Origin of the sequence: Bacillus timonensis (genome assembly GCF_000285535.1) — a bacterium.
GTDB classification, from domain to species: domain Bacteria; phylum Bacillota; class Bacilli; order Bacillales; family Bacillaceae_L; genus Ferdinandcohnia; species Ferdinandcohnia timonensis.
Genome location: NZ_HE610985.1, coordinates 1,503,047 through 1,521,779, shown reverse-complemented (window position 1 = coordinate 1,521,779; position 18,733 = coordinate 1,503,047). Strand labels below are relative to the sequence as shown.

General features: G+C 36.5%; 18 protein-coding genes. 14 read left to right on the top strand and 4 right to left on the bottom strand.

Annotated features, from left to right (window positions below; all coding sequences use genetic code 11):
* Positions 1-210: 210 nt before the first annotated feature.
* The 8 genes from speD to BTHG_RS07850 all read left to right on the top strand — a co-directional run bounded on the left by speD (position 211) and on the right by BTHG_RS07850 (position 7,533).
* Positions 211-1,020 (top strand): adenosylmethionine decarboxylase, encoded by an 810-nt coding sequence (gene speD / locus BTHG_RS07885; RefSeq protein WP_010283635.1) that lies wholly within the window; start codon positions 211-213, stop codon positions 1,018-1,020.
* A 257-nt stretch (positions 1,021-1,277) separates the two neighbouring features.
* Positions 1,278-1,415, top strand: coding sequence for an FbpB family small basic protein (locus tag BTHG_RS26205; protein ID WP_083849057.1), 138 nt, complete (start codon positions 1,278-1,280; stop codon positions 1,413-1,415).
* Positions 1,416-1,494: 79 nt separating this feature from the next.
* Complete coding sequence (locus tag BTHG_RS07875) at positions 1,495-2,202, top strand: TerC family protein (protein ID WP_010283634.1); 708 nt, start codon at positions 1,495-1,497, stop codon at positions 2,200-2,202.
* 203 nt (positions 2,203-2,405) lie between these two features.
* Positions 2,406-2,987, top strand: coding sequence for a TetR/AcrR family transcriptional regulator (locus tag BTHG_RS07870; protein WP_010283633.1), 582 nt, complete (start codon positions 2,406-2,408; stop codon positions 2,985-2,987).
* Positions 2,988-3,077: 90 nt separating this feature from the next.
* The gene (locus tag BTHG_RS07865; RefSeq protein ID WP_010283632.1) at positions 3,078-4,013 is read left to right on the top strand and encodes an SDR family NAD(P)-dependent oxidoreductase; all 936 of its coding nucleotides are present in this window, start codon (positions 3,078-3,080) and stop codon (positions 4,011-4,013) included.
* A 181-nt stretch (positions 4,014-4,194) separates the two neighbouring features.
* Entirely contained in the window at positions 4,195-6,519 is a 2,325-nt protein-coding gene (gene helD / locus BTHG_RS07860) for an RNA polymerase recycling motor HelD (protein WP_010283631.1), read from the top strand.
* Positions 6,520-6,748: 229 nt separating this feature from the next.
* Complete coding sequence (locus BTHG_RS27040) at positions 6,749-6,892, top strand: hypothetical protein (RefSeq protein ID WP_010283630.1); 144 nt, start codon at positions 6,749-6,751, stop codon at positions 6,890-6,892.
* 83 nt (positions 6,893-6,975) lie between these two features.
* Positions 6,976-7,533 (top strand): DNA-3-methyladenine glycosylase I, encoded by a 558-nt coding sequence (locus BTHG_RS07850; protein WP_010283629.1) that lies wholly within the window; start codon positions 6,976-6,978, stop codon positions 7,531-7,533.
* A 54-nt stretch (positions 7,534-7,587) separates the two neighbouring features.
* On the opposite strand, the gene BTHG_RS26715 is transcribed toward BTHG_RS07850, so the two are convergent.
* Positions 7,588-7,725: a hypothetical protein gene (locus BTHG_RS26715; RefSeq protein ID WP_157256150.1), complete on the bottom strand. Its 138-nt coding sequence runs from the start codon at positions 7,723-7,725 to the stop codon at positions 7,588-7,590.
* 117 nt (positions 7,726-7,842) lie between these two features.
* On the opposite strand from BTHG_RS26715, the gene proC reads away from it, so the two are divergent.
* From proC to BTHG_RS07830, 3 genes are all read left to right on the top strand, one after another.
* Complete coding sequence (gene proC, locus BTHG_RS07840; protein ID WP_010283628.1) at positions 7,843-8,625, top strand: pyrroline-5-carboxylate reductase; 783 nt, start codon at positions 7,843-7,845, stop codon at positions 8,623-8,625.
* 409 nt (positions 8,626-9,034) lie between these two features.
* Positions 9,035-9,961 carry a VanW family protein gene (locus BTHG_RS07835; RefSeq protein WP_010283627.1) on the top strand — a complete coding sequence of 309 codons (927 nt, stop codon included), beginning with the start codon at positions 9,035-9,037 and terminating at the stop codon, positions 9,959-9,961.
* A gap of 83 nt (positions 9,962-10,044) precedes the next feature.
* Entirely contained in the window at positions 10,045-10,962 is a 918-nt protein-coding gene (locus tag BTHG_RS07830; protein WP_010283626.1) for a ketopantoate reductase family protein, read from the top strand.
* A gap of 236 nt (positions 10,963-11,198) precedes the next feature.
* Here the strand turns inward: BTHG_RS07830 and BTHG_RS07825 are convergent, their stop codons facing one another.
* On the bottom strand, positions 11,199-11,639 hold the full coding sequence (locus BTHG_RS07825; RefSeq protein ID WP_010283625.1) for an OsmC family protein: 441 nt from the start codon (positions 11,637-11,639) through the stop codon (positions 11,199-11,201).
* Positions 11,640-12,069: 430 nt separating this feature from the next.
* Between BTHG_RS07825 and BTHG_RS07815 the strand changes: the two genes are divergently transcribed.
* Entirely contained in the window at positions 12,070-12,999 is a 930-nt protein-coding gene (locus tag BTHG_RS07815) for an alpha/beta hydrolase (RefSeq protein ID WP_010283624.1), read from the top strand.
* A gap of 92 nt (positions 13,000-13,091) precedes the next feature.
* On the opposite strand, the gene BTHG_RS26195 is transcribed toward BTHG_RS07815, so the two are convergent.
* Together BTHG_RS26195 and pepV are read right to left on the bottom strand one after the other, a co-directional pair.
* Entirely contained in the window at positions 13,092-13,190 is a 99-nt protein-coding gene (locus tag BTHG_RS26195) for a YjcZ family sporulation protein (RefSeq protein ID WP_083849054.1), read from the bottom strand.
* Between the two features lie 129 nt (positions 13,191-13,319).
* Positions 13,320-14,726, bottom strand: a complete 1,407-nt coding sequence (gene pepV, locus BTHG_RS07805; protein WP_010283623.1) for a dipeptidase PepV — start codon at positions 14,724-14,726, stop codon at positions 13,320-13,322.
* Positions 14,727-14,977: 251 nt separating this feature from the next.
* On the opposite strand from pepV, the gene BTHG_RS25720 reads away from it, so the two are divergent.
* Both BTHG_RS25720 and BTHG_RS24505 read left to right on the top strand, forming a co-directional pair.
* Entirely contained in the window at positions 14,978-16,021 is a 1,044-nt protein-coding gene (locus tag BTHG_RS25720) for a DUF6359 domain-containing protein (protein ID WP_052307755.1), read from the top strand.
* Between the two features lie 59 nt (positions 16,022-16,080).
* Positions 16,081-18,699, top strand: coding sequence for a 5'-nucleotidase C-terminal domain-containing protein (locus BTHG_RS24505; protein WP_083849053.1), 2,619 nt, complete (start codon positions 16,081-16,083; stop codon positions 18,697-18,699).
* The last annotated feature ends 34 nt before the right edge of the window (positions 18,700-18,733 follow it).

Genomic DNA, 18,733 nt, shown 5'->3' with positions numbered 1-18,733 from the left:
TAGTTTGTTCATATTTACGGGGTAATATAAAGACATGGAAAAGATAAGCTTTTTCATACCCCCCTTTTAAATGATCATATCATTACAGTGTCCGGCTACCAGAGCCGGATATTTTTTTGTCCATTAATAAAATCTATATAAAATGCATAGAATCCCGCGATTCAACCAATATAAAAATATGGAAAAAATATAGAAAAAGGGGACAATTAAATGAAGCTTTCTCCAAATCAGATAACAGAGCTACATGGTTTCAATAATTTAACGAAATCATTAAGCTTTAACATGTACGATATCTGTTATACAAGGTCTTTAAAAGAACGTAATGCGTATCTTGAATATATTGACGATGTGTATAATGCAGACAGGTTGACTGAAATATTAACCAATGTTGCAGATATTATCGGCGCAAATATTTTGAATGTCGCTAAGCAGGATTATGTTCCGCAAGGGGCTAGTGTTACGATTTTAGTATCAGAGGGACCTGTTAATGAATCACCTGATGAAGCGTTTGAAGAGTCCCCAGGACCGATTCCAGGATCTGTTGTTGCACAAATGGACAAAAGCCATATTACTGTACATACTTATCCGGAATCACATCCAGATGAAGGCATTAGTACATTTCGTGCAGATATTGATGTGTCAACCTGCGGGGAAATATCTCCTCTAAAAGCATTGAACTATATGATTCAGTCATTTGAGACTGATGTAATGACAATTGATTATCGCGTTCGTGGATTCACAAGAGACGTGACAGGGCATAAACTATTTATAGACCATGAAATAAACTCTATTCAAAACTATATACCTGAAGATATTCAAGAAATGTATCACATGATTGATGTGAATGTGTATCAAGAAAATATCTTTCACACGAAATGCAAGCTAAAAGAATTTGACCTTGAGCATTACTTGTTTTTCAGTAATACGAAAGAAAAACTTACACCTGAAGATGAAATAATCATAGCTGAAAAGTTAATAACGGAAATGGATGAAATCTTTTACGGGAAAAATATGATCTAAAGGGTTGACAATAGGATTAAACCCATGTAATATTATTTATATAATAAATATTGTGAATATTGTTCTCCTAAAGGGGAGTAGCTTTTACAGCAAAGTCGTCAATTCAGAGTGTAACCACTCTCGGCTTTGTTGGCAACTATAACGTTGTTAGCAAGACCTTTACCAAGCTTACGGTAGAGGTCTTTATTTATGACCTTTACCAAATACGGTAAAGGTCATTTTTGTTTTTACGCAAAGATTGAGAGGTGAGAAGAGGTATGCTTAAGAGAAAGATAGAAACGGCATCATTTGAGGAATTGATTAAAAAGAATAAAGAAGAGATTTTAAGAGACAAAGAAGAGCTTGAAAAGATTGAAAAACGTTTAGATGATAAGCGTTTGGCAACAATGAAGTAGTTTATTCTAGTGAAAGGCACTTTTGTTTTTCCTATATTTATAAAATGAAATTTTCTTAGAAAAAGAAGGGAGACTTTTGATGGAATTTTTAAGCGTAGAGTTTTTTACCGCACTTTTAGTTATTATTGGGATTGATTTGGTGTTAGCAGGTGATAATGCAATCGTAATCGGATTGGCAGCGAGAAAATTACCTAAGCAACAACAAAAGAAAGCAATTATCTGGGGGACTGTAGGAGCAATTGCGATTAGGATTGCAGCAACTTTAGCAGTTGTATGGCTTCTTGAAATCCCAGGGCTACGACTTGTTGGTGGAATCCTTCTAATATGGATTGCCTACAATCTATTATCGGATGACAAAGGTCATGAAATAAAAGCAGTCGGGAGCTTCTGGGCAGCAATCCGAACGATTATTATTGCGGACGCATTAATGGGTCTAGATAATGTATTAGCGGTTGCTGGTGCTGCTCAAGGTAACTTCTTACTCGTTGTATTAGGACTTATTATTTCAGTTCCAATTATGATTTGGGGAAGTACAATGTTCATTAAATTAGTCGAACGTTTCCCAATAATTATAACCCTTGGTGCAGCAATTTTAGCTTGGACTGCATCAAAGATGATTGTTGGAGAACCATTCCTAAGCTCAGTATTTAGTAACGGCTTTGTGAAGTATGGCTTTGAGATACTCGTAGTTGCTGTAGTTGTAGCAATTGGTTATATGAAGCAGAAAAAAGCTGCAATTGAAGCTGCCGAACAACAAGAGCAGCAAGTGTTAAGTAAAGCTGAATAGTCATGTAGGCGGACTCGCAAAAGGGTCCGCTTTTATATTGTATAGTCCTATTTCATAATATGTGCATGTTTAAGATTGACATCTGGTTTAATCTGGAATATATTTATTATTGAACAGTGGTTAATTTTATTTAGTTTGGTGGAAATACGCCAAGAAGGATCTGATTAACAAGAAGGATCTGATTAAAAGGAGATACATGTTTTATGTCACCAAGGAAACAAGTGCAAGAGGAATTATCACGAGAAAAAATTATGGATGTTGCCCACGAATTGTTTATTCAAAAAGGTTATCAACATGTTTCCATGCGTCAAATCGCAAAGGAATTAAATTACAGTCATGGCGCAATTTATTACCATTTTACCAATAAAGCTGATCTATTTTATGCAATGGTTGTACAGGATTTTGCAATGCTTAACGATGTTTTACATCATATCATTCATCAAGACTTACCTCCAGATGAAAAACTGAAAAAGATTTTATTAGGATATATCGAATTTGGGCTTACACATAAAAGCCAATATGAATTAATGTTTTTAATCAATGATGATGAGGTAAAAAATTATATTCAACAGGAACCACATGAAAGCTATGGAATGTTTGCGAATGCAATCGCAACCTTAAGCAACCAAAAAGCAAACATCCAGGATATTTGGTCAATTTTCCTATCGATACATGGTTTTGTAACACATTATTGTAGAAGTAACCAAACCTATGAAGATGTTAAAAGTTTAGCTCAGTCTCATGTTGAATTTATCGTAAAGCCTATTTTTAATGGGAAAGTGTAAAATGCTTTCCCGGTAATTTAAGATGTTAATATTTTTTTGTGTTTTTATTGACCGTTGGTTAAAAAAGAGTGATTAAAAGGAGTGGATTGTATGAAAAGAGCTTTAGTATTAGGTGCTTCTGGTGGAATGGGATATGCAATTGTTGAAGAGTTGATTGGAAGAGGGGTTGAAGTAATTGCTTTCGCACGAACGAAAGAAAAATTAGAAAAGCTTTTTAACACAAGAGAAAAAGTAAAAATTGTTGCGGGCGACGTATTTAATAAAACAGATCTTTTACATGCAGCACAAGGGATTGATGTTATTTTTCATGCAATTAATTTGCCATATAGTGAATGGTATGCAAAGCAATCCATTTTAATGAGAAATATTGTTCAGGTTGCTGAATTAACGAATTGTAGACTTGCGATTGTTGATAACATATACGCTTACGGCCGTGGAAAAGGAAGTAAAATTAATGAAGAGTATCCAAAAAATCCTCATACTAAAAAGGGGAAAATCAGGGTGGAGCTTGGGAAGATAGCTTTACAAGCAAATATCCCTGTTTTAATAGCCCACTTTCCTGATTTTTATGGACCGAATGCAGTAAATGCAATGTTACATTACACATTTGAGAATATGATAAATAACAAAAAGACAATGTTTGTTGGAAAGAAAGATAATGCTCGGGAATATATTTATACGCCAGATGGTGCAAAAGCAATCGTAGAGCTTGCCTTCCATGAAAATACGTATGGGCAAAGTTGGAATATCCCAGCGTCAGGAGTGATTTCTGGTGTAGAAATAATAGATATTGCAAGGAGTCACTTACAATACCAAAAGTCCGTTTCAACAGTAACAAAGGGAATGATTAGAATGTTGGGTATTTTTGATAAACAAATGCGGGAGGTTGTTGAAATGTTATATTTAACAGAGGAACCGGTGGTTTTAGATGGATCAAAATATGAGAATGTAATCGGACCTTTACCAGCAACACCTTATGAAGAAGGAATTAAAAGAACCTTAGATTTTATGGTAAAAAACAGGTGAAATACATTGAAAAAGACAGAACGACATGGTATGATGTCATTGTTCTGTCTTTTTTTGTGAATTTATTCATAAACGCGTCTATTATACCCTATTATAATTTTATAACAATATTCTTTGATTGTCAACTATAAATTATTTTAGCGCGTTAAGACAGAAGTTCACTATACGAGGAGTGGTGTTCATGGAGAAGCAAAATACAGACTGGATTCAGGAACAAGACAGACTTAAAGATGTGTTGGAGGTCATCGAAAGTAAGCAAACAGCTATAGAATCGAAAGTAGGAAGCGCTAAAAGTGAAGTTGTCGACCTTCGAAAAACGTTTTGGGAAGATGTAACGGTTAATCTTGATGAACCTGATGATGTCATTGAAACATTTCAAAGTATCAAACAGCAATCCGAACTAATAGGTGAACGAGAAAGAAACCATCAACAGATTCATAAACAAATTAAAGTTCTTGAAAGGCTCAAGGATTCTCCGTATTTTGGCCGGTTTGATTTTGTTGAAGATGGGGAAGGCAAAGAAGAGAACATTTATATTGGAATTGCATCCTTACTAGATAAGGACGAAGAAGAATTTTTAATATATGATTGGAGAGCGCCAATTTCAAGCATGTATTATGATTATTATCCAGGTCATGCAAAATATGATACACATTTTGAAACAATCGAAGGGGAAATGACGTTAAAACGACAATACATTATTAAAAATAGCCGTTTAAAAAGCATGTTTGATACGGGAGTTACCATCGGAGATGAAATGCTCCAAAAGGTTCTTGGAAATAATGCGAACACACAAATGAAGAGCATTGTTGCGACAATCCAACGTGAGCAAAACCAAATTATTCGCAATGAAAAAAGTCGTTATTTACTTGTTCAAGGTGTGGCAGGATCAGGTAAAACGTCGGCTGCTTTACAACGAGTTGCATACTTACTGTACCGTTACCGTGAACAGCTTAACTCAAATAATATTATGTTATTTTCGCCAAATCCCCTTTTTAATAGCTATGTTGCAACCGTTCTACCCGAGCTCGGGGAGGATAATATGCAACAATCCACTTTCCAAAGCTATGTTGAACATCGATTAGGAAACCTTTTTGATGTGGAAGATCCATTTTCCCAAATGGAATATATGTTAACTGCGATGAATCAGCCAAATTATGAGAAAAGACTACAAGCAATAACTGCTAAGGCAAGCATTGGATTTAAGGAACTTATTGATTCATATGTAAAAAAACTAGGAGAAACAGGTCTACTTTTTAAAAATATTGTTTTTAAACGTAAAACAATTATTCCAAAAGATGTTATTCAGGAGTATTTTTATTCATTGCATCCTTCTATTTCAATACCAAATCGATTAACCAAAGTGACGGAATGGCTAACGAAGGAAGTTATCAAATTCGAACGGCAAGAACGGAAAAAAGACTGGGTACTTCAGGAAGCTGAACTAATGGATAAGGAAGATCACCTTGAAATATTTAAGCAATTACAGAAAAAACGGGAGTTCTCCAAAGACACCTTTGATGATTATGACCGTGAGGAAAAATTAATCGCGAAGGAGATTGTACGTAAGCATTTTAAACCAATAAAAGTTGCGATTAAGAAACTTGAATATTTAAACATAAAAGGAATCTACAAACAATTATTCGAGTATTTAAAAGAAGAAAAGGAAGGCGATAAATGGAATGAAATCTGTTTGTACACAATCGAACAATTGGAACAAAATCGGTTGAATTATGAGGATGCAACTCCTTTTCTATATTTACAGGATTTGATTGAAGGGAAGAAATCAAATACAGGAATTCGTCATTTATTCATCGATGAAGCACAAGATTACTCACCCTTCCAATTTGAATATTTGAAACAGCTGTTTCCTAACTCTCGCATGACAATACTTGGGGACTACAACCAAGCCATTTATGCACATTCCATTCATGCCTTAACACTGTTGTCTCCTGAGCTTTACGAGAAGGAGAACTATGAAGTCATTGATTTGAAAAAAAGTTACCGTTCAACAAGAGAAATTGTTGAGTTTTCGAAAGGGATTGTCCCTGGAGGTGAAGAAATTCAAGCGTTTAACCGCTCTGGCTCACTTCCTTTATGTAAGAGAGTAGAAACAAAAGAAAGTCTTCATAAAGAGATAATTACCAATATAGAAGCTCTTCAAGAAAAAGGACATGAAACAATTGCAGTTATTTGTAAAACTGCAGCGGAGAGCAAGGAAGCTTTTGAGGCGTTGAAGGACAAAATCCATGTCCGACTTATGGATCAGGAGACCTATCAGTTTGATAAGGGTGTTTTAATTTTACCAACGTACTTAGCAAAAGGCATCGAGTTTGATGCAGTGGTTCTTTATAATGCATCAAATGAGGTTTATGGAAGAGAATATGAAAGAAAACTTTTTTACACAGCTTGTACCCGTGCTATGCATGAGCTTCAGTTATATTCAATTGGCGAAAAAAGCTTCTTTTTTGATGGAATTGATCAGGATAAGTATATTGAAATGTAAGAAAGAGTCAGCAAAAAGCTGACTCTTTCTTTGTCTAGCTGCAGAACCTATCCTTTTAGGTCAAATAACCTGAGGCAAGAAAAGTCAAAAAGCGACTTTTTTTACAGAACTTTTACTTGTCGGCAAAACAAGGCGCTACGCATTTCAGATTTGGATATTATTAACGCGAAAATACAAGGGTTGGATAGATAAAAATAAGAAAAAGAATTATTCATGAGGAGGTAAGAAAATGACGACAAACTGCTTTTATTGCCAAGATCCTTTTGAAAATGAAAGATTTCATTATGTTGCATTTGTGAATATTGACGGTGAACGAGAAGAAACACTATGTAAGGACTGCTACCAGGAGTGGCTCGCGGGAATTAAAGAATAAACAAAAATACTGGGAATAAAGATGGGCCGGTCTTTATTCCTATTCTCTGTTATAATTTTGTTAAAAGAAAAGGTGGGAGAGTTTTGAAAAGATGCGGCTGGGTGAATGAAGATTCCCTTTATATTAACTACCACGATCATGAATGGGGTGTACCCGTTTATGATGATCGCATGCTCTTTGAATATTTGAATTTAGAGGGAGCACAGGCTGGTCTTAGCTGGTATACCATTTTGAAAAAAAGAGAAAATTACCGCAAAGCCTTTGACAACTTTGAACCTGAAAAGATTATTACATATGATGAAAAGAAAATTGAAGAACTGCTATCGAATGAAGGTATCGTCCGTAATCGACTAAAAATAAATGCGGTCATCACAAATGCAAAAGCATTTTTTAAGGTAGTAGAGGAATTTGGAAGCTTTCATACATACATTTGGTCATTTGTTGATATTAAACCAATTAAAAATCATTTTCAAACCTTAGATGAAGTACCAGCCACAACAGAAATTAGTGATAGATTAAGCAAGGACTTAAAAAAACGTGGCTTTAAATTTGTTGGTTCAACGATTTGCTATGCCTTTATGCAAGCAACCGGGATGGTCAATGACCATATCGCTAGTTGTTATTGTTATAGCCGTACTTAAAAGGGACCCTTACTTCTTGTAGGGCCCCTTGATTAGCATCTAGATTTTTGACATTTACATGAGTGGATCATCATCTTCTTCGTCATCATACAAATAACGTAGTTCTTGTTCACTGTGAATCATTGTATTTGTAAGGTCATGCCATCCTGTATACCCCAAGACTGTATCAAGAACCCTTTCAAATCGAAACATTCTATTCACCTCTTTTTTAGAATTAGTTTCCCCGTAGTTTAAAACAATATGTATAAACCTCCAATATTTTTTTATCACTCAAGTTTCTCTATAATAAAAAGCAAAAGGAGGTTCAACATGGACAAACATATTGGTTTTATAGGATGCGGAAAAATGGCTCAAGCAATGATTCAGGGAATGGTAAATTCCAATGTTGTCAGCCCACAGCAAATTATCGCGAGTGCAAGAACAGAAGAAACTCTACATTTTGTCGAGCAAACATACGAAATTAGAACATCAATAAAAAATAAAGAGGTAGCAATAAATGCTGATTATTTGTTTTTAGCAGTCCATCCTGATTCGTATGTTGATATAATCAACGAAGTTAAGGAGGTTGTCAATGATGAAACCATCATCATTACAATAGCAGCTGGAATAACTCTTGATTTTATCGAGAAACAGTTTGAAAGACCAATCAAGACAGTTCGCTCAATGCCAAATACTCCTTCTTTAGTTGGCGAAGGGATGAGTGCAATCTCTGTTAACTCATATGTAACTACAGAGGATTTATCTGGTATTGTTCAGCTGTTTGAAGGATTTGGGAAGGTGGAAATCATTGAAGAACAACACATGGATGCCATTCCAGCAGTGAGCGGTTCATCGCCTGCATATGCCTATCTGTTTATCGAAGCCTTGGCAGATGGTGCAGTCATGCAAGGAATTCCGAGAAAACAAGCCTATAAACTTGCGGCACAAGCACTTTTAGGTGCTGCAAAAATGGTACTCGAAACTGAAAAACACCCAGGAGAACTCAAAGATGACGTATGCACACCTGGCGGAACAACCATCAAAGCAGTCGCAACCCTCGAAAAACATGGTTTCCGTGCAAGCATAATCGCAGCCATGGAAAACTGTAAGTAACCGGGGTGCCAGTGTAACCATAGGGACGGTTCTTGTGGTTCCGTCTAACCTTAAAATCTGCAATCATTTCCTGTGATTGCAGATTTTTTAGTTGATTTGTTCGCTAGAAAGAACGTATAATAAAAATATGTCAAATATTACAAAAGTTAGTAACAAATACAAGCTATCCGACGTCTAATGAGGTGAAGCGGGTTTCCTTCTACTTTCGCTAAACTACAGCTCTCACTAACAAATTTACTTCAATTATCCAATCATCTAAGTCTATTCCCATGTATAAGAAGGCAAATGTAAAATCTGCAGTAAATAGGAATATATTCTTTTTTGTTTAATAAAATTCCTATGTAAGTTCTTTTGTTAATCATTTTTAACATTTGTAATATTGTCCAAAAAAACTATGGGAGAGAGTAATTTGAAGAAAACAACTTTGCCATTATTATTAGGTGTTTTATTAATGAGTGGGTGTAGTCTTATTGAGAAAAAAGAACCGGTAAGTGTAGAACTACATCAAGTTGCGCCTGTTGAAACAATTGAAATAAAGCATGGAGTTGAGCAACGCGAAATCTCCGTAATTGACCCACGAGATAATAGCGTAATTGAAGTGCTTAACATGAGCGATTTTCAAAATGAAGAAGAATTAAAAGCCAAGGCTGCACAGTTAGCCAGTGATTTAGCAGCAACGATTGATCGACCTATGATACCAGCAAAACTCAATGCTAGTGGTGAACTGCAGGCAGGTCAAAGTCGAATGGTTTTAAATGAAGATGAGCTTGTTACTAGTTTACTAGATAATTCTGTTTTTAATAAACAAGTCGTTCTGCCTATTGAAGAAACGAATCCAAATGTTTCACAAGAACAAGTTCAAGGTATTAATGAAGTTGTTTTAGGAAGCTTTACAACTTATTTTGATGCCTCTGTAACTGGAAGAAGCTTCAATATTAAAAAATCCGCAGATGAAATAAATAATACTGTGTTGGGGCCAGGGGACCGTTTTTATTTCAATACAGTTGTTGGAAATGCCTCAAAAGATAACGGGTATGCGCTTGCGACTGTAATCGTGAATAAGGAATTTGTTCCGGGATATGGAGGAGGAGTATGTCAAACTTCAAGTACTCTTTATAATGCTGTTGCAAAGGCGGGACTTGAAATGATTGAGGTCCATCACCACTCCAAACCAGTCGGTTATGTTCCAATTGGGCATGATGCGACAGTTGCTTATCCGTATTTAGACTTTAAGTTTGCAAACAATCGTCCCTATCCAGTTGTTCTGAAAACATCTGTTAACGGCGGCTCACTTCAAATTGAAGTTCGTTCCGCTGCAAACTATGTATCAAATTAACCAATCGTTGAAGAGGCCGGCGCTGCGGGCCTTTTTTTCTGTTATACTATTAATAGATTTTCAATGAAAGGGGTTGCAAGATTGTGAGAATATTAGTTGTAGGAGCAGGAGCTGTCGGGGGCTATTTTGGGGGGCGTCTCCTCGAAAAAGGAGAAGATGTAACCTTTTTAGTTCGTGAAAATAGACGAAGACAATTACAAGAACATGGACTTCAAATCGAGAGTATTCATGGTAATGTAACCCTTCAACCGAAGACAATCGAATCGGGTGAAGAAGCAGAGCCATTTGATGTCATCATTCTTTCAACGAAACAATACCATCTCGAAGGTGCTTTACATAGTATCAAGCCATATGTGGATGAAGAAACCATGATTCTTCCCTTATTAAATGGATACAGTCATGTCGATGTGATTAAAACTATATTTAACCCTCAAAATGTAATAGGTGGTTTATGCTTTATTGAGTCAACATTAGATTCTGAGGGGAAAATTATACAGACAAGCCCGAATCACCGTGCATTATTTGGGGAATTTTCAGGAGAAAGAACGGAACGTATCGAAAGATTAGCAGATGCGATGTCTGGTACAAAAACAACCATTCAATTGAGCAATACCATCAATCGCGAAATGTGGCATAAATATATGTTCATCACTGGTTTTTCAGGTATTACAACTTTAATGAGATCACCCATTGGTCCAATCCGTGAAGAGCAGAATGGTCAAAAGCTTATTTTAAATTTATATAAAGAAATCGGGTCTGTGATGAGGGCGATTGGTGCACCAATCGATGACGATATTGAGGAAAAACATTTAGAAACAACGAATCAAATGACGTATACCATGAAATCGTCGATGCAGCGTGATATGGAAAAAGGTCTAGATGTCGAAGCAGAACAAATACAAGGCTATTTGTATAAAATTGCTCAGGAAAAAGGAATAGAAACCCCCTTTTTAGAGATCATTTATTCAAACTTAAAGGTTTATCAATCGCAAAGAGGGTAAATCTTTAAGAAAGGTAGTGTGCTGACACACTGCCTTTTGATTTTTCCGGGGGAAAAGTGGGTCCCGATGCCTGTTATGGCTAATAATTTTAATTTATAGCTGATAAATTGGTTTTATAGCTAATAAATTGGATTTATAGGCTAATATTTAGGATTTATGGCCAATAGAAAAAACACCCCCTATTGAGATTGTCGCCGTATGGTTGCAACCCAAACACGAGGTATTCATAAAACATATTAGCCAACGATTTTTATAACAGGTTCAACGGTTACCTCAACATTCCCTTTAAGCGTTTGAGAGATGAAGCAGGCTGTTTCGGCCCGGTGAGCAAGTTTAAGGATTTTGTCTTGAAGTTCATCGTCTGCTTCTTTTATGAAAATAACGGGTTTATGAACGATTTTTTCGAAGATTAAGCGCTTTCCTTCTTTTCCTACTGTGCCTTCCGTTTCAACTTCAAGATGAGTGTATTCAATATCGCGATTTGAAAGGATAGCAGAAAGAGTAAGCATATAGCAATTTGTAGCAGCAGCAATTAATAATTCTTCAGGATTTGCACCAATACCAGGGCCATCTAGTTGCTTTGGAGCAGAGACCGCCGTATGAAATCCATCTGTGGTAATCGTACCTTCCCCATTTCTATTTCCAGTCCATGTGCCTTTAACTGTAAAAGTACTCATTTTGATCATTCCCCTCTATTCTTTTTCTCTAATGCTACTTCTATTATATGCACAAAAAATGGAAACACGAAAGTGGAAAACTGAAAAACAAAAAGCTGATTCCGTAAAAACGGAACCAGCTTAGAATACGAAGGGAATGCCACAAATGCCGTCCCCATATTGTTTCACAACCTGCACTCTCACAGGTGGGAATTTGCATAAAGTGCGTCACCTTCCATGAAATGAAATGGCCTGGTGTTGCAAGTTAATCTCTTAAACTCCCTAAATATTAGTATTCGGTTGAAACAATACTAGGAAACTAACATCACAGCATTTACTATGTATTTATTGTACCAACCCGAATTCTAAAAGAAAATAGGTGGTTATTCCCAATTCTATTCCTATTATTTCTAACCAAAGAATATAATAGACATAAAAGGAGGCTATAGACATGTGTTATACCGAATTTACCTTTTTGACTGATGATGGTGTCACGATATTCAGTAAAAAGTGGGCAAAAGAAGGACAAGAAAAAACAAAAGGTATCATTCAAATTGCTCATGGGATGGCTGAACATATAGAACGCTATGATTTATTTGCGAAAGCGTTAATAGATGCTGGTTATATCGTCTATGGGAATGACCATAGAGGACATGGAAAAACAGGTGTGAACGCCAACCTGATTGGCTTTTTTGCTGATGAAAATGGGTTTGATCGAGTTGTGGAAGATATGATTCAATTAACCAACCTTATTAAAAAGAATCATCCCGGTGTCCCCATTTTTCTATTCGGACATAGCATGGGTTCCTTTTTAGCACGGAGATACATACAAACACATGGTGATCAATTAGCAGGTGTTATCCTTTCAGGAACAGGTGGGGACCCAGGCCTGATTGGAAAAATCGGAATCGGTATTGCGAAGCTTGAGAGTACACGAAAAGGAAAAAAATCACCAAGTCCCCTTATGAATAAGCTTACTTTTGGTAGCTATAATAAAGATTTTCGTCCGTCCAGAACTGAATTTGATTGGCTTTCCAGAGATAACAAGGAAGTAGATAAGTATATTGAGGATCCTCTATGTGGTGGAGTTTTTACGGCGGGTTTTTTCTATGACCTTGTTAGTGGAGTAGCGAAAGTCAATAACCATAATGCGAATAAAACTATTCCGATAGAATTACCGATGTACTTTATTGCAGGCGATAAGGATCCGGTTGGTCATTTTTCAAAGGGAGTTATCAAAGCTGCAAAAATGTATAAACAGGTAGGAATGAAGGATGTAACGATTCAACTATACGAAAATAGTCGTCATGAAATATTAAATGAGCTTAATAAAGAGGAAGTTTTTAAAGATGTTATTAATTGGGTAGAAATACACAGATAGAAAAAAAGGTGTTTCAAAAGGCTTTGCCTTTGAAACACCTTACAAGGAGATAGTATGGGGATACGCGGTGGATACGCTAAAGACCCAATCGACTAGTAGCTTACAAATGATACACCGACAATGACTAATAGGACAAATAATACTACAATTAACGCAAAGCTGTTGTTGTGTCCGCCTCCATCATAGCCCATAAATAGCACCTCCTTTATCAAGAGATACTACATCGTATGATAGAGCAAAGAATGTGAAATGGACAAACATGGAGAAATCGAAAAAAAAGGTTCTAACCTAGATGTATAGGAAAAAACCTTTTTTTGAAATCATAAATTCCCTAATCGATAGATTGCATGTGCATAAATAGCAGTCGCTTTTAATAAATCATCTATTTCAATATATTCGTTCTTTTGGTGGGCAGTCATTGGTTTGCCTGGGAATACAGCCCCAAAGGCAACCCCATTTTTGATAAAACGGGCATAAGTCGCCCCGCCTGTAGTTAACAAAGTAGGTTCCTCACCTGTTTCCGTCTGATATACCTCTTGAAGAGCCTTAATCATTGGGGAATCCTTTGGAACATGATGTGGTTCTTTGGTAGTAAGAGATGTAACCTTAAAGCTATAGGATTCTACCGTTTTTGTTAGGTTTTCGATAGTAGCATCATAATTTGTTTCAACAGGGCAACGAATATTTAAATGAATTTCGGCAATATCATCCTTCACAAATCTAAAAATCCCAGCATTCACGGTAAGTGGACCAGTAATATCGTCTGCAAAATCAATCCCAAGTCCTTCCCCTTTAAATTGGTTATAAAGGGTCTTGGAAATGAATTGAATGTAGTCATTCGAACTACCCTCAAACGAAAATGGCTGTAGAAACGAAGCTAAAATGAGTGCAGCATTAACTCCTTTATGAGGCTCCATACCATGGGCTGAGGTGCCAACTATTTTAAGCATGGTTTGATTTCCTTCTAGGGAGTATGAATACTCCACTCCTTTTTCCTTACAATATTTTAAAAATTGCGGAACAAGTGTATCATTCTGACCACCGATAATGGCTTCAGCAACGTCTGGAACCATATTCCCTTTTTCACCAGCAACAAAGGAGAGAAGAGATAAATCTTGCCTATCATTAGTAGAGATTTTTTGAAGCCCCAGTTTTACATTGATTTGCCCCTTTTCAGCATGAATGATGGGAAAATCCGCATCAGGTGCAAATCCAGCTAATGGCATTTTTTCGACTTCAGCATATTTTTTCATACAACTCATGCCACTTTCTTCGTCTGTGCCAAAGATAATACGAATATTATGCTTTAAAGGAAGTCCGAGTTCTTTCACGATTTTGAGTCCGTAATAGGCTGCTATCGTTGGTCCTTTATCATCAATCGCACCCCTCGCATATAATTTTCCATCTCGAATAGTTGGTTCGAAAGGTGGTGTTGACCAATCACCAGTTGCAGGAACAACATCCAAGTGACAAAGGATCCCAATATAATCCTCTGCTTTAGCAGGACTGTATTCCGCATAACCTACCATTCCCTCAATATTTGTTGGCTGGAATCCAGCAAACTCAGTAATTGATAGCATTGTTTCCAATGCCTCACCAATTTTTTCACCCATTGGACGTTTTTTTGTTTGTCTTTCAAGGTCTTTTACACTTTCGATTCGTAATAGTGTTTCTAAATCACGAAGTAGATCATCTTTTCTTTTCAATACTTCTTCATAAAAGTTCATCATGTCACCTCACTAAGATATTTCACTATCCCAATCTTATCAAAAACACAAGGGTGAAAATATACCTATTCCAAAAATAACCAGTAGGACTCAAAGGTCTGACGAAGAATGCATCAAAAGTAATATACCCATTTGATGTAAATCTAGTGATATATAACTGTTTTATAGTTTTACACTAAATTCATATTGTCTAAACAATTCGCCTATATCATTAATAGAGTGTAACCAAAATTTGTTATAGGAGGATTAAAATGAAAAAACGTACGGCTCGAAGTTTTATTAGTTTACTAGCGGCTATTGCTATTATTCTATCTAGTTTTACTCCAATGCTGACATCTACCGTACAGGCAGAGGAGAATGTTATCACAGTGGCAGAAGCCATTGCGAATAACAGTGGAAGTGCTACGGTTGAGGGGTATGTTGTAGGTTATGCGAATGGGGTGAAAAGCTATGATTTTGAAGCTCCTTTTAGGGATGATACCAATCTACTATTAGCAGATGCCTCAACAGAAAACGAAGTAAGTAAAATACTTACAGTGCAAGTTACAAAAAATTTCAGAAGTGAATTTGGTCTATTTACGAATCCAAATAACATTGGTAAAAAGATTCGTATTACAGGAAATTTAGAACCATATTTTAGTGTTTCTGGCCTAAAAAACCCAACAGCAATTGAATTTACTGATGGAAGTTCTGAGCCTGAACCAGAGCCAGTGCCACAAGAAACCATTTCTATTAAAGATGCAAAAACAAAACTAGGACAAAAAGTCCAAGTTGAAGGAATTGTTACGGCTGACAACAGTGCGATTGGTGGCGGCAAGCTCTCTACTTATATACAGGATGAAACGGCAGGGGTAAATATTTTTGCATATGACCCTGCAACTTTCCCTGAATTACATGAGGGCGATCGTATCAAAGTTATTGGAAAGAGTACTTCATATAAAGGCTTATCTGAAATTGAACCAGAAATAATTGAGGTTTTAGAGAATGGACAAGTACTGCCAGAATCTATTAATCTATCAATCTCTGACATGCAGGATGCATCAATTGCTGAACCTTTTGAGGGTTCATTAATAAATGTAAATGGATTTATAAAAGATATTCCAAGTACACCAGCAGGTGGAGGCTATAATATTACTTTTATTGATAGCGAATTTAATACTACGACTCTTCGTGTGATGGAGGATTCATTAGATGTTACCAAGCTTGAAGCAGGAAAGTGGTATGATGTGACAGGTATATTAAGTCAATATGATTCATATCAATTGATTCCAAGAAACAAGCTGATCTTCAGTTAGCCGCAGAACAACCAGAACCTCCATCTTCAGTTGGAGAATATATTTCAACTGTTAAAAGTGTGGTGGATGGAGATACAATCCATTTAGATACTCCGGTTTTAGGAGCGACAAAGGTTCGTTATGTCAACATTGATACTCCGGAGACCTATCACAGTCCTAAAAATGAGCTTGATCAAAATCAATTGGATCATGGAAATGCTGCAAAAGTATATTTAAACTCTCTATTACAACCTGGTGATGAGGTAATAGTGAAGGTTGGAGAAGAGGCGACTGACGATTACGGTCGTTTATTAGCACAAATTATTCGTAAATCAGACGGTTTAAATACGAATTTGGAGATGGTTCAACAAGGTTATGCTTCTACATACTTTTTATGGCCGATTGGAGATGAATCTGATTACGAAATGTACCAATCTGCTGTGAAGAAAGCGAAAGATGCTGGGATAGGAATCTGGAATCCAGAAAATCCACTTTTGGAATTACCGTTTGAATTTCGTGCACGTGAACAAGGTAAAGGTTTGCTTCGTTATGTGGGAAATTCACAGACGAAGGAATATGTGGCACCTAAAAACTTTGAAGAGGTACCAGTTGAAAAACGCATCTTCTTTGCAAGTGCACAAGAAGCAGAAGCAAATGGTTACACAGCAGCTGATGGACAGGAAGAAGGTAATCTGAAAGTTCAGCTACTAGGAGTTAATGATTTACATGGAAAAATTGATGTAACAGGAACGATAGATGGAACAAACTTTGGAAGAATGGATTATCTAGCAACCTATTTACGTGAACGAGAAGCAACAAATCCAAATACTCTTCTTGTACATGCTGGGGACATGGTTGGTGGAAGTTCACCAGTATCAGCGCTTTTACAGGATGAGCCTACAGTCGAAATGATGGAATCACTTGGATTTGATGTTGGTACAGTTGGAAATCATGAGTTTGATGAAGGAGTGGATGAGATGGTCCGCCTAATAAACGGTGGCGATCATCCAAATGGCACAGATAAGTATGATGGTATCAACTTTCCAATGGTTGCAGCTAACGTAAAGTATAAGGATTCGAACGAATTAGTACTTGATCCATACACAGTTCAGGAGGTGGATGGAGAGAAAATTGGATTTATCGGAGTAGCAACTGTAGATACCCCGAATATGATTATTGCAAAAGGCAATGAAAATGTTGTGTTTACAGATGAAGCAGAAGCAATCAACGAATATGTACCTGAATTACAGGAACTAGGAGTAGAAGCAATTGTTGTGTTAGCACATGTTCCTGGAAATCAATCAGGTCAGAGTGCAACAGGAGATATTACTGAAATTGCAACGAAAATTAATGATGCTGTAGACGTTATTTTTGCAGCTCATAATCATGTGAAACTAAATGCAGTTGTAGATGGAAAGTTAATTGTTCAAGCTTGGGAATACGGAAAAGCCTTTGCTGATGTGGATCTGGAAATTGATCGAAACACAGGTGACATTGTGAAAAAATCAGCAGAAATAGTTGATGTCGTTCAAGAAGGAGTAACACCAGATCCTGAAGTTTCTAGTATACTTGAAAAATATTTAGAAAAAGTTGGCCCTAAACTTAATGAAGTAATTGGGTATGCAGCGATAGATATGACAGGTGGTTATGCTGTTAAAGGGGAAACCGGTGACAATGCATTAGGAAATTTAATCGCCGACGGTATGATTGCTGCGATGGATAGTGATTTTGCATTAATGAATGGTGGAGGAATCCGTGATGACTTGAATGCAGGGGATATCACTTGGAATGAACTATTCAATATCCAGCCATTCGGCAATACATTAGTGAAGCTAGAGATCACAGGTGATGATTTAATAAAAGTACTAAACACTCAATTTAGTAGTTATGGTCCTGATGTAAGTATCGGTGGTTTCAACTATACATGGGATAGTACTTTAGGTGAATTTGGTGAGGTCGTGGAGATTACATGGCCAAACGGCGATCCTATAGATCTGACTCAAACCTATACGGTAACTGTAAATAATTATATGTATCCACATAGTAGTGACAAATATCGCTTATTAGAGCTAGGTAAGAATCCAGTTCAAGGACCAGACGATCTTCAGGCTACTGTTGATTTTATCAGAAGTAAAAATATGGAGCCGATTGAGTATTATGCAGAAGGCCGAATCTCTGAAGGTAAAAAGGATTCTTTAGCTCCAGTAACAATTGCAACATTAAGTGAACCTGATTTTTCAAATGGTGATTATTTAGAAGACGTTCAAGTCGAACTAGCTGCAACAGATGAAGGTACTGGTGTTAAAGAAATACAGTACAGCCTTAATGGAAGTGAATGGACTGAATACAAGCAGCCAATCACAATCACAGGAGAAGGAACACATACACTTCTTTATCGAGCAATCGATAAGAATAACAATCTTGAAATTGATCAGACTCTTGAAGTTGTTATTCGTAATGCAACCCTTGATAATGCAATAAAAGTTATCGAGGCAGCAGAAGGGAATAAAGGGACAAAGACTTCAATCATTGCTCAATTGAGAAATGCTAAAAAGTTACTAAAGAACGATCAAAAGGCATATAAACAAATCAGTAAGCTTAGCAGTAAAATTAAAGACTATGATGAAAAGCATTTAAGTGATGCAGGTAAAAAAGATACTACACTAATTCTTGATTACCTTGTCAAGGAAAATAACTAAACAAAAAACATCCCCTATTTGTTGTAGGGGATGT